At 67.9% G+C, this 11,685-nt stretch carries 10 protein-coding genes; 3 read left to right on the top strand and 7 right to left on the bottom strand.

Features of this window, described 5'->3' with window-relative positions; translation table 11 throughout:
* Positions 1–170 precede the first annotated feature (170 nt).
* The gene (locus ACEXHE_RS07005; RefSeq protein ID WP_374785220.1) at positions 171–443 is read left to right on the top strand and encodes a GlsB/YeaQ/YmgE family stress response membrane protein; all 273 of its coding nucleotides are present in this window, start codon (positions 171–173) and stop codon (positions 441–443) included.
* A 99-nt stretch (positions 444–542) separates the two neighbouring features.
* On the opposite strand, the gene ACEXHE_RS07000 is transcribed toward ACEXHE_RS07005, so the two are convergent.
* The 4 genes from ACEXHE_RS07000 to infC all read right to left on the bottom strand — a co-directional run bounded on the left by ACEXHE_RS07000 (position 543) and on the right by infC (position 3,300).
* Positions 543–1,433 (bottom strand): TrmH family RNA methyltransferase, encoded by an 891-nt coding sequence (locus tag ACEXHE_RS07000; RefSeq protein WP_374785219.1) that lies wholly within the window; start codon positions 1,431–1,433, stop codon positions 543–545.
* 74 nt (positions 1,434–1,507) lie between these two features.
* Entirely contained in the window at positions 1,508–1,891 is a 384-nt protein-coding gene (gene rplT, locus ACEXHE_RS06995) for a 50S ribosomal protein L20 (RefSeq protein WP_091693641.1), read from the bottom strand.
* A 90-nt stretch (positions 1,892–1,981) separates the two neighbouring features.
* On the bottom strand, positions 1,982–2,176 hold the full coding sequence (gene rpmI, locus ACEXHE_RS06990) for a 50S ribosomal protein L35 (RefSeq protein ID WP_091693638.1): 195 nt from the start codon (positions 2,174–2,176) through the stop codon (positions 1,982–1,984).
* A 122-nt stretch (positions 2,177–2,298) separates the two neighbouring features.
* Positions 2,299–3,300, bottom strand: a complete 1,002-nt coding sequence (gene infC / locus ACEXHE_RS06985; RefSeq protein WP_374785218.1) for a translation initiation factor IF-3 — start codon at positions 3,298–3,300, stop codon at positions 2,299–2,301.
* A gap of 360 nt (positions 3,301–3,660) precedes the next feature.
* Between infC and ACEXHE_RS06980 the strand changes: the two genes are divergently transcribed.
* On the top strand, positions 3,661–4,038 hold the full coding sequence (locus ACEXHE_RS06980; RefSeq protein ID WP_091693631.1) for a DUF1844 domain-containing protein: 378 nt from the start codon (positions 3,661–3,663) through the stop codon (positions 4,036–4,038).
* A 13-nt stretch (positions 4,039–4,051) separates the two neighbouring features.
* On the opposite strand, the gene ACEXHE_RS06975 is transcribed toward ACEXHE_RS06980, so the two are convergent.
* Positions 4,052–4,459: a hypothetical protein gene (locus tag ACEXHE_RS06975; protein WP_260061923.1), complete on the bottom strand. Its 408-nt coding sequence runs from the start codon at positions 4,457–4,459 to the stop codon at positions 4,052–4,054.
* Between the two features lie 310 nt (positions 4,460–4,769).
* Here ACEXHE_RS06975 and ACEXHE_RS06970 point away from each other — a divergent pair, with 310 nt between their 5' ends.
* On the top strand, positions 4,770–5,018 hold the full coding sequence (locus ACEXHE_RS06970) for a WhiB family transcriptional regulator (protein WP_091693624.1): 249 nt from the start codon (positions 4,770–4,772) through the stop codon (positions 5,016–5,018).
* Positions 5,019–5,104: 86 nt separating this feature from the next.
* Here the strand turns inward: ACEXHE_RS06970 and ACEXHE_RS06965 are convergent, their stop codons facing one another.
* Positions 5,105–6,637: a sensor histidine kinase gene (locus ACEXHE_RS06965; protein ID WP_374785217.1), complete on the bottom strand. Its 1,533-nt coding sequence runs from the start codon at positions 6,635–6,637 to the stop codon at positions 5,105–5,107.
* A 62-nt stretch (positions 6,638–6,699) separates the two neighbouring features.
* Positions 6,700–11,601, bottom strand: coding sequence for an NAD-glutamate dehydrogenase (locus tag ACEXHE_RS06960; RefSeq protein WP_374785216.1), 4,902 nt, complete (start codon positions 11,599–11,601; stop codon positions 6,700–6,702).
* Between the last annotated feature and the right edge of the window lie 84 nt (positions 11,602–11,685).

Raw genomic sequence — 11,685 nt, 5'->3', positions numbered from 1 at the left:
ACTGAGATGTTTGACACGACGCGCCCAGAATCGTGCCCTTCCTGGAAGTTCGCTGATAAGTTGTTCTTCAGCTGGGACTGTCCGCAGGCGCACCTGTGGGCGCAACGGTCCCGCCGCAGTGCGAAGACACCCCTCGTGCTGTACATCCCAATCCAGAAGGGGAAATACCAATGGGCATTATCGGCTGGATCGTTCTTGGTCTCATCGCTGGCGCCATCGCACGTCTGATCCTCCCGGGTCGTCAGGGCGGCGGCTGGCTCGGCGCTCTCGTCACCGGTATCCTCGGTGCACTTCTCGGTGGCTGGATCGCCTCGGCGATCTTCAACATCGATGTCAACAACAGCTTCTTCGAGCTCAGCACCTGGATCTTCGCGATCCTGGGCGGTGTGGTCGTTGCCTTCATCTGGCAGTGGATCTCCTCGCGCTCGGGCAACCGCGCCTGATCAGCTGGACCTGATGCGGTGACCACCGCATAGACCAAGGGCGTCTCCCCATCGGGGAGGCGCCCTTCGTCGTTCGGCCACATCAGGCGACCGAGTGCATCATGCTCCCTGGTGCTGAGCCATCGCCGAACCGTACAGGCACACGGTGGCCGCAGTGCCCACATTCAGGGACTCAGCCGCACCGTACAGGGGCACCGCCACACGATGCGTGGCCAGCTCGCGTTCTGCCTCGTTCAGCCCCTGCGCCTCGTTGCCGAACAGCCAAGCCGAGGGCGCCTCAAGAAGTCCCTGCGGCGCTCGGTCCAGGCGCACCTCGCCGTAGCCGTCTGCGGCCAGCAGCTGCATCCCACGCTCCCCCAGCACCTGCGCGGCCAGCTCCACGTCGACACCTGAGGCCACCGGAAGGTGGAACAGCGAGCCTGCCGTAGAGCGCACCGTCTTGGGGTTGAGCACATCCACCGAACCGCCGGTCAGCAGCACGGCGTCGGCCCCGGCGGCATCGGCGGCACGGATGATGGTCCCGGCGTTGCCCGGATCCTGCACCCGGCACAGCACAGCCACCAGCCGCGCCGTCTCCGGCACCACGTTCTCCACCCGTTCCCTCAGACGATCCGAGGAGGCATGCCGGTCAGCCGAGCGCAGCGCCTGCGGCACTCGGCAGACTGTCACGATCCCCTGGGGACTCACGGCATCGCTCATCGCGGCCAGCACCTCAGCCGAGGCGCGCCGCACCGGTACCCGCCGCGAGGCGACCTGGTCCACCAGGGCCGCCAGGCCGTCGTCGTGCCCATCCCAGGACTCCGAGACGTACACGGACTCCACCACGGACCCGTGCCGCCAGGCCCTGGCTGGCAGCTCGCCCAGGTGCAGCCGCAGCGCCTCGCGGGAGGACTGCGGCCCCTCGGCCAGGAACAGTCCCTCCCGCAGACGCGCCGAGCGCCCCGCCAGGCGTGCGACCCTCTTCACCCGGTCAGCCCGGGGGTTGGTCATCACGTCCTGATCAGGGCGCTCGGTGTGCATGCGATCGCGGGGATCTGCTGGCCGGACCTCACGTCCGGCGGACATCACTTGGCCGGAGCGGCGTTGACGTCCGAGGGCAGGGCCTCACGGGCGGACTTCACCAGAGCGGCGAAGACCGTGGCGTCGGAGACGGCCAGCTCGGCGAGCATGCGGCGGTCCACCTCGATGCCGGCCAGCTTCAGGCCCTGCATGAAACGGTTGTAGGTCATGCCGTTGGCACGAGCCGCAGCGTTGATGCGGGTGATCCACAGGCGGCGGAAGTCGCCCTTGCGCTTGCGGCGGTGCTGGTAGTTGTACACATACGAGTGCAGCAGCTGTTCCTTGGCCTTGCGGTACAGGCGCGAACGCTGACCGCGGTAGCCGGATGCTCGGTCCAGAAGGGTCCGGCGCTTCTTGTGGGCGTTGATCGCCCGCTTCACACGTGCCACGTGCGTACTCCTTTGAAATCGTGCCCTGCTGCGTCAGTGCTTCTGCGTCAGCGGGCTGGCTGGTCTGGATGCGGCCGAGACCGCGGGCGATCAGATGCCCAGCATCCTCTTGATGGTCTTGACGCTGGACTTGGCGACCAGCTGATCGCTGGCCAGACGGCGGGTCAGCGTGGAGGGCTTGTGCTCCAGGTAGTGACGACGGTTGGCCTGCTGACGCATCAGCTTGCCGGAGCCGGTGACGCGGAAGCGCTTCTTGGCACCGCTGTGGGTCTTCATCTTCGGCATGGCTGCCGTTCTCCTTCGTGTCGGCCGGCCTCCGGTGGGAGGCCAGTGCTGTGTGGACCCTGTCCGGACGAGGTCCGGTCACGGTCAGACGGTGTGGGCCGTCTCCGGCCCGAGCTGGTGGACTACTTGCGGCCGCCGGGCTTGGGTGCTCCCGGCTTGGGTGCTCCCGGCTTCGGCGCCGCAGGCTTGGGTGCCGATCCCGGCTTGGGTGCTGCAGGCTTGGCCGTTCCCGACGACGCCGCAGCCGGCTTGGCAGGCGACGCCGCAGCAGGCTTGGCAGACGACGCCGCAGCGGGCTTGGCGGGAGCCTTGGGCGCAGCCTTGGCGGGAGCCTTGGGCGCAGCCTTGGCGGGAGCCTTCGGCGCGACAGGCTGCTCCGTCGGCGCAGCCTCGGTCTGGGGAACCTCAGCCTTCGGCGCTTCTGTCTGGGGTGCCTCTGCCTTCGGCGCCTCGGCCGGGGCTTGCGGCTCCTGGGCCAGCTTCTTCAGCTCCTCCGGCATGGCGTCGGACATCGAGCTGGAGAGCGGCCCCGACGACGTGTCAGCGGCGACCTTGGACTTGGCCTCACGGGCTGCGATCTCCCGACGAGAACCGCCGGAGCGCTCCGGCTTGGACTGGCCCTTGCGTGCTTCACGCATGGCCTCAGCCTTGTTCTTCAGCGGACCGACCACCATGACCATGTTGCGGCCGTCCTGGCGGGGCGTGGACTCCACCGACCCGAGGTCGGCGACGTCCTGCGCGAACTTCTCCAGCAGGCGGATGCCCAGCTCAGGGCGCTGCTGCTCGCGGCCACGGAACTGGATCATGGCCTTGACCTTGTCGCCTGCGCCCAAGAACTTGCGGGCGTGGCCGACCTTGGTCTCGTAGTCATGGGTGTCGATCTTGAGGCGGAAGCGGACTTCCTTCAGCACCGTGTTGGTCTGGTTCTTGCGGGCCTCACGGGCCTTGACCGCAGCCTCGTACTTCCACTTGCCGAAGTCCATGAGCTTGCACACGGGCGGCTTGGCCGCCGGCGCCACCTCAACCAGGTCCAGGTCGGCCTCGGCTGCCAGACGCAGCGCATCCTCGATGCGCACGATCCCCACCTGCTCGCCCTGAGGGCCGACCAGGCGCACCTCGGGCACGCGGATCCGTTCGTTGATTCTTGGCTCGCTAATCGTGCAACTCCTGTACATCGGTGACGGTGGACGGAGGTCGCGGTCCCTGCGCGACTCCTCTGCCTGCACACGAGCCATCAGAAAAGGCCCCCGTGCTGAGCAGACGGAGGCCTCGGCCGACGGCATTGGTGCCGTCAGACCCATCGATCCAGGATCCGCCGAAGCGTACCCTGACCGGTGACCCGGCAACTCGGCCCGGAGAACCGGACATGCTGCTGACGCGGGTGGGAGTGGCCTCCACTTTCAGAGATCAGCCCACATGAGCTAGCCCTCGCCGAGGCGTGGACGTGCACAGTGGACCGATTGGTCTGTGAGAAGCTTACCAGCATGACTGACGCACAGCAGAATCACACGCCAGACGAGGTCCGCGAGGCCGTGGAGGACCGGGTCCGCGACATCCAGGAGGTCCCCGCCGTCGAGGTGATCGTCACCACCGCCGTGCACCTGATGTCCGCCGCCGCCGTCAAGTGCGGACTCTCCGAGGGACCGGACGCCGAGGAGCAGAAGGACCTGGATGAGGCCCGCAAGCTGATCATCGCCCTGGCCGGCCTGGTGACCGCCGCCGCGCCCGAAGTGGGCAGCCAGCACGCTGGCCCGCTGCGTGACGGGCTGCGCAGCCTGCAGCTGGCCTTCCGCGAGGCCTCCCCCTACCCCGACGCCCCCGGCAAGGGGCCGGGCGAGAAGTACACCGGCCCCGTCAACTGATCCATCCGCCCCATCAGCGTTGGGCAGCGCCGGAGAGGTGCTGCCCGACCGGGGCGCTGAAGAGCATCACCAGCACCGCAGCGGCCGGCACCAGGAAGGCCGCCGCGATCAGCCAGTTCCCGGCAGAGAGGTAGCTGACCGAGAGGATCACCGCGAAGAGCTCCACCACGGTGGCCGCCGAGCGGCTCCAGGCCCCACCTCTCCACACGCCGATCGCGACGGCCACGAGCCACACCCCACCCAGGGCCACCAGCACCACGAGGAAGATCTGGCCGCCCAGGTTCAGAGCCACTCCCGTGCCCAGGTCACGGGCGAACCGCACCGCCGTCCACAGCACGGCGGCCGCCTGCAGGAACAGCACGAGGACGGCCGCCACCACCAGCGGGTGACGCGATCCCACAGCAGGGGTCGAAGCGGGCACAACAGGTCCTTTCGCTGGTGCGGCGGTCAACGTTGAGGGCTTGTCACAGTTCGCGCATGTGACCAATCCCTCAGCTCAAAGCGCACTTTGGACACATCGGACCCTTGTGGTGCCGGGCAGACCGTGGAAAACTAACTCGAGATTGTTCTGCGGGGGTCGTCGCTCGGCCCCCTTTCTGTTGCCATCGGCTGAACAGGGAACCCCGGGTGTCCCGCACGGTCCTTCCACCAGAGGGGACCGTGACCTCGTTCGGCCAGTATAGAGCCGCCGCACCTCTGGTGCAGCGGCTGTGAAGGAGTGAACCGACAGCATGGATTGGCGTAGCCGCGCAGCCTGCCTGGACAAGGACCCGGAGCTGTTCTTCCCGGTGGGGAACACGGGGCCGGCCCTGCTCCAGATCGAGGAGGCGAAGGCCGTGTGCCGCACCTGCGAGGTCATCGACACCTGCCTGCAGTGGGCCATCGAGTCCGGCCAGGACTCGGGTGTGTGGGGAGGCATGAGCGAGGACGAACGTCGCGCACTGAAGCGCCGCGCCGCTCGCGCCCGCCGCGCTTCCTGATCTCCAGCTCACCGACCAGATCTGATCGTCCCCGGTCCCCCTCGTTCCGCGAGGGAGGCCGGGGACGACGGCGTTCAGGGATCGGTTCAGCTCAGGGCCGCATCCACGGGCAGATCCAGCGTGACCTCAGTGCCACCGCCGGCACGAGGCGCCCAGTCGATGGTGCCCTGCAGGTCGACCTCCACCAGGGTGTGCACGATCTTCAGCCCGAGGCCCGTGCCGCTTCCTGGCATCCCTCCGTCCTTGACGGCCGGTGCCGGTCCTGTGCCGCCGGAATCCCACAGCACCACCCGCAGTGTCTCGTTCCCTCCCACCTGGCGGCGTTCCGCACGCAGGCCGATCTCGCCAGGAGCCCCGGCCAGTCCGTGCTCGATCGCGTTGGCGGCCAGTTCGTTGATCACCAGCGCCAGCGGGGTGGCCAGGTCACTGTGCAGCTGGCCGAATCCTCCGTCGAAGCGTGTGTGGACCTCCGCCTGAGGCTGGTCACCTGAGATCTCCACCGCCAACCGGAACTGGCGTCCGATCAGGGCATCCATGTCCACCTGCTGATCCAGCCCCTGGGACAGGGTCTCGTGGACCAGGGCGATCGTTCCCACCCGTCGCATCGCCTGCTCGAGTCCCTGTCGAGCCTCGGGCGAACTCATCCTCCGGGACTGCATGCGCAGCAGTGCCGCCACCGTCTGCAGGTTGTTCTTCACCCGGTGGTGGATCTCCCGGATCGTGGCGTCCTTGCTGACCAGCTGCTGCTCCCGGCGGCGCAGCTCGGTGACATCGCGCAGCAGCACGATCGCTCCCGCGCGCCCCTGTTCATCCCGCAACGGCACGGAGCGCAGCGTGACATTAACCGACCGGATCTCCACATCGGCGCGGGCAGTGGCCTTGCCCGTCAGCACGAGGGGCAACGACTCGTCCAGGGGCCGACGCTGGTCCTGGAGATCGGTGACGATGCGGGCCAGCGACTTCCCCTCCAGCGAGTCGTCATACCCCAATCGCCTGAAGGCTGAGACCGCATTGGGTGTGGCGAATTCGACCACCCCCTGGGTGTCCAGCCTCAGCAGTCCGTCACCCACCCGCGGCATCCCTCGGTGGCTGCTGCCCACATGGTTCTGCGGATCCGGCCAGTGCCCTCTGGCCGCCATGCCCAGCAGATCATTGGCGCTGCGGCGATAGGTCAGCTCCAACCGCGACGGGGTCCGGTGGCCGGTCAGGTCCTGATGCACCGTGATCACCGCGATGGTCCGACCGCGGTGCTGCACGGGCCAGACCGAGACGCGCATGGCACTGTCCGGGGCGAAGGCACTGGGCGCCGTCCACTGCGGTTCGCCCGTGGACCACGCCTGGTCCACCAGGGACCGGAGGTCGGCACGCACCCGGCTGCCCACGATGTCCCGGTGCAGCGAGGTCTGCGAGGTCAGGGGACGGGCCTGGGCCAAGGCCAGGAAGCTTCGGTCACCGGAGCCTGCAGGGGATGATGCCGCGTCCACGGGGAACCACAGGACCAGATCGGCGAAGGCCAGATCCGCCACCAGCTGCCAGTCCCCCACCACCAGGTGGAGCCATTCGACGTCACCGTCCTGCAGGGCGGGATGCCCCACCAGGGGTTCGGTGTGCAACGCCATGGGCCCAGCCTACCCGCGGCGACCTGAGCGTCCGTGGGTAGAGCTGGGCCCGTCGAGAAGGGTCAGTCGCGCCCACTCTGGCGTGAGGTGATGGCGCGCATCTGGCGCAGGGCCACCGTCATGGTGGCGATGTCGTCCTCTGCATCGGAACGCTCCATCTCCTCCAGGAAACCGCGCGCCCGTGCCAGGCGAGACTCATTGTTCCGGTACCAGGCATCCAACCGAGCCGTGGCGTCAGCGGTGCCGGCCGTCGTCGTGGTCTGCTCCTCCGGATCCGTGTCCAGGACCGCGGCGACGACGTCCACCAGCAGGGCGTAGAGGTCCTCCCGCAGGGCGGCGCGGGCCAGGGCCTGCCACCGGTCCTCCCGGGAGAGGGCCGTGATGCGCTCGAGCAGGTCATCGATGCCGAAGCGGTCGTAGAGGTTGAAGTAGACCTCGGCGACCTCCTGCAGCTCGTGCCCGGACTGCCGGGCCAGAAGCACCACATCCAGCAGACCGTAGGACTCGAACTGACCGGCCCGTCGACGCGCAAGCGGTTCGGGCAGCCCGTCCTCCAGGGCCTCCTGATACCAGGACTGGAACCGTTCGGCGTCCTGACCTGTCAGCAGATCCGAGAGCCGCTCGGTCATCGCCTGGACGTGCTCGGCGAACACCTCGACCTCGTCCCCGATCCGGGTGAGATCAGCACGGTGATGGATGAACCAGCGCACCGCGCGGTCCAGCAGTCGACGAGCGTCCAGGTGCGTGCGGGCCTTGACCTCGCCCGCCACAGTGGCCGGGACCTCGCGCATCTGGTCGGTGAACCCGCCGATGTCGAAGATCTCCTTGACCGCGGCGTAGGCCGCCACGATCTGCTCCACGGGCGCACTGGTCTCCTCTCCCGCACGGAACACGAAGGTGATGCCGGCGGTGTTGACCACGTCATTGGCCACCAGCGTGGCGATGATCTGGCGACGCAGCGGATGCTGGCTGATGGTCTCGGCGAACCGCTCGCGCAGCGGTTCCGGGAAGTACTGCTGCAGCCGGGACTCGAACCACGGGTCATCGGGCAGATCCGTCTCGAGGAGCTGTTCGGAGAGGTTGATCTTGGCGTAGGCAGCCAACACCGCCAGCTCGGGCGTCGTCAGGTTCGTCCCCTCCTGCTGGCGCTGGGCCAGGACCGACTCGCCGGGCAGGAACTCCAGGTCCCGGTCCAACCCGGCGTGCTGGACCAGCCAGTCCATGTGCCGCTCGAAGCTGGGCAGCCACTCGGCCACTCGCTGGGCGTCATTGCGCAACAGAATGTTCTGATCGATGTTGGTCTCCAGGACCAGGTGCGCGACCTCGTCGGTCATCGACTCCAGCAGCTCGGTGCGCTCCTGCGCGGGGAGCTGGCCGGTCTCGACCAGCTGATCCACCAGGATCTTGATGTTGACCTCATGGTCCGAGCAGTCCACCCCGGCGGAGTTGTCGATGGCATCGGTGTTGAGCAGCACGCCGTTCAGCGCGGCCTCGATCCGTCCACGCTGGGTCATGCCCAGGTTGCCGCCCTCGCCCACCACGGTGGCCCGCAGTTCGCCGCCGTCGACCCGCACCGCGTTGTTGACCCGATCCCCGACCTCGGCGTGGGACTCCTCGGCCGCCTTGATGTAGGTGCCGATGCCGCCGTTGTAGAGCAGATCCACATCGGCCCGCAGGATCGCCTGCACCAGCTCGTTCGGCGCCAGGGAGTCCGTCCCGTCCGGCAGACCCAGCAGGGTGCGGATCTGATCGGTCAGCCGGATCGACTTGGCCTGGCGGTCGAAGACCCCGCCACCCTCGCTGATCAGCGACTCGTCGTAGTCCGACCATGAGGATCGGGGAAGCTCGAAGAGCCGCTTCCGCTCAGCGAAGGACGTGGACGGGTCCGGATCGGGGTCGATGAAGACGTGCAGATGGTTGAAGGCCGCCACCAGACGGATGTGCTCAGAGCGCAGCATGCCGTTGCCGAAGACGTCCCCGGACATGTCACCGATGCCCACCACGGTGAAGTCCTCCGACTGGGTGTCTCGGCCCAAGGAGGCGAAGTGGCTCTTGACCGACTCCCAGGCGCCCCGGGCGGTGATGCCCATCGCCTTGTGGTCGTATCCGACCGACCCGCCGGAGGCGAAGGCGTCCCCGAGCCAGTGTCCGTAGTCGGCGGAGATCTCATTGGCGATGTCCGAGAACGAGGCCGTGCCCTTGTCCGCGGCAACCACCAGGTAGGCGTCAGGACCATCATGACGGATCACCTGATCACGCGTGGTGTACTCCGTGCCGGAGGCCGTGATGCGCTGGTTGTCGGTGATGTCCAGCAGGCCGCGGATGAAGGTGCGGTAGGCCTCTTGGCCGGCCTCCATCCAGGCGCCGCGGTCCGCCGCAGGATCCGGCAGACGCTTGGCGAAGAACCCACCCTTGGCGCCGGTGGGGACGATCACCGCGTTCTTGACCTGCTGGGCCTTGACCAGTCCCAGCACCTCGGTGCGGAAGTCCTCTCGGCGGTCCGACCACCGCAGTCCTCCGCGGGCGACGGATCCGAAGCGCAGGTGCGTGCCTTCCACCTCCGGGGAGTAGACCCAGATCTCGTGGGCGGGTCGTGGCTCCGGGGCGAAGGGGATCCGCTGTGGTGCGAGCTTGACGCTGAGCCGCTCATGCCCCTGGTAGAAGTTGGTGCGCTCGGTGGCGGAGATGACGGTCAAGAACGCCCGCAGCACGCGGTCCGCGTCCAAGGTGGGCACCTTCTCCAAGGCCAGTTCCACCGCCTCCCGGCGACGTTCCGCCTCGGCGATCCGGGCCTCCCCGGCGACAGGGCCGTCGTCGTCGGCCTGGTCCAGGTGTGGGTCGAACCGTGCCTGGAAGTACCCGACCAGTCCGGAGGTCACCTCCGGGTTACCGGCCAGGGCGGCAGCCATGAACCCGAAGGAGTTGGCCACTCCCAGCTGACGCAGGTACTTGGCATAGCCGCGCAGCATGGCCACCATCCGCACCGGCAGCCCCACGCTGAGGATCAACCGATCGAAGGCATCCGACTCCGTGGCGTCGATGGCCACCGAGGTGACGGCATCGGCCAGCAGATCGGAGACCTGCTCGGGATCCTGCCCATGCGGGAAGCGCAGACCGAGATCGTAGAGGTAGAAGCGCCGGCCGTCGTCGGGCGTGATCTCGTAGGGCCGTTCGTCCAGCACCTCCAGCCCGAGGTTCTGCAGGACCGGCAGGATCTCGGTGAGGGTCCTCGGACGATCGGAGTAGAGCTTCAGCCGGGCCGTACGAGCCTCGTCCTCCTCCGGCGCGCTCGGGTCCAGATGCACATCCGGTGTGCCGTCACCGGGCAGGGCGTTGAACCGGGTGATGTCCTGGAGGGCGTCGTCGATCTCGTAGGCGACCCGGTACTCGGCCGGGAACGCCTCATCCCAGAGCTTGGCCTGCTCCAGTCCGGAGTCCTCGCCGAAGGCGACCACAGCCTGCTGGTCCACGCCCTCCTTCCAGGACCGGACCGTGTTGACCAGACGGGCCTCCAGGGAGGCCGCATCCACGGCCGGCCCCATCTCACGGTGTCTGGGCATGCGGATACGGAACGTCAGCCGGGCCAGGACGGATTCGGTCAGGCGCACCTGGAAGTCGATCGACTCCCCCTCCAGCGCCTCCATCAGCAGGTCCTGGATCCGGCCGCGGACCGAGGTGTTGTAGCGGTCTCGGGGCAGGAAGACCAGGGCGTTCATGAACCGGCCGAACACATCGGGGCGCAGGAACAGACGGGTCCGACGCCGTTCCTGGAGCTGCAGGATCTGCCGACAGATGTCCCAGAGCTCCTCGACACCGATCTGGAACATCTCATCGCGCGGATACGTCTCGAGGATCTGCTGCAGCTCGGCACCGGAGTGCGAGTCCTGAGGGAAGCCGGCCAGCTCCATCACGGCCTGAACCTTGTCCCGCACCAGCGGGATGTCCCCGACCGGGGTGGTGTAGGCCCTGGCGTCCCACAGCCCGAGGAATCGGTGCTCGCCGGTGACCTTGCCGTTCTCGCCGTAGGTCTTGACGGCCACATAGTCCAGGTAGACCGGTCGATGGATCCGAGAGCGCGAGTTCGCCTTGGTGATCACCAAGGGTGAGGGGGCCTCGATCTGATTGCGTCCGGCAGTGGACAGGGGTGCTGGCGGGCGGTGGTCCTCGGCGCGCAGGATGCCCAGTCCGGTCCCTTCGACCGGCACCAGGACCTGTCCGTTGTCCCCGTGCTGCAGCGTGTACTGGCGGTAGCCGGTGAACGTGAAGTGCCCGGCCTGCATCCACTCCAGCAGCTCGGCGCTGGCACGCACGCCCTTGACGTTCTGCGGAGCGTTCTGGACCAGGGTGTGCGCGGCAGTGATGGACGAGGCCCGCATGGAGTCCCAGTCCTTCACCGCTGCGCGGACATCGTGCAGCGCACGGGAGATGCCCTCGGTCAGCTCCCGCGCCTGCTCGTCGGTGAGCGCGTCCGTGGTCTGGATCCCGATCCACGACTCCACCCCGGCACGCTGTCCGGAGGAGGCCATCAGGGGGCCGAGGTCGGTGAGCGAGGCGGTGGTGTCGCCGCTGGCCATCCCCTGACGCGAGGGGACGGCATGGACCGCTCGGAGGGTTCCACCGTCGGTGTCGCGGTGGGCGATGACGACAGGATGGGCCACCAGGTCGATGGAGTGTCCCTGCCGGGTGAGTTCACCGATCACCGAGTCCACCAGGAAGGGCATGTCCTCGTTGACGATCTGCACCAGACCGCGGGACCGACTGGAGCTCACCCGCACGGCGGCCTCACCGTGAGGACGTTCTGCGGCCAGCTCCAGCTGACCCTCCACCAGGGCGCGACGCAGGTCGTCGTCGACCTCGGCCAGGTCGGTGTCCGAGACGTGTTGGAAGTAGGCCTCCGTCAGAGCGGTCAGTCCTCGCGAGGAAGATGCGGGCTGATCGGTCCACAGGGGTGTCGATGCTGACATGTCGGGTGGTGACCTCTTCCATAGCAACACGAAGCCCGGACTCAGCGGTGGCTTCTGCCCGGGTGAGGCGCCGTTGCCTCTGGG

Origin of the sequence: Micrococcus sp. IITD107 (assembly GCF_041927415.1) — a bacterium.
Classification (GTDB): Bacteria; Actinomycetota; Actinomycetes; order Actinomycetales; family Micrococcaceae; genus Citricoccus; species Citricoccus terreus.
The sequence above is the reverse complement of the archived record's forward strand: the minus strand, read 5'-3'. Positions and strand labels throughout refer to the sequence as shown.

Coding starts and splice junctions, on each gene's coding strand:
- ACEXHE_RS07000 (WP_374785219.1), bottom strand. CDS start 1,433: ATGACCAACCCCCGGGCTGACCGGGTGAAGAGGGTCGCACGCCTGGCG.
- ACEXHE_RS06970 (WP_091693624.1), top strand. CDS start 4,770: ATGGATTGGCGTAGCCGCGCAGCCTGCCTGGACAAGGACCCGGAGCTG.
- rpmI (WP_091693638.1), bottom strand. CDS start 2,176: ATGCCGAAGATGAAGACCCACAGCGGTGCCAAGAAGCGCTTCCGCGTC.
- ACEXHE_RS07005 (WP_374785220.1), top strand. CDS start 171: ATGGGCATTATCGGCTGGATCGTTCTTGGTCTCATCGCTGGCGCCATC.
- ACEXHE_RS06960 (WP_374785216.1), bottom strand. CDS start 11,601: ATGTCAGCATCGACACCCCTGTGGACCGATCAGCCCGCATCTTCCTCG.
- ACEXHE_RS06980 (WP_091693631.1), top strand. CDS start 3,661: ATGACTGACGCACAGCAGAATCACACGCCAGACGAGGTCCGCGAGGCC.
- ACEXHE_RS06965 (WP_374785217.1), bottom strand. CDS start 6,637: ATGGCGTTGCACACCGAACCCCTGGTGGGGCATCCCGCCCTGCAGGAC.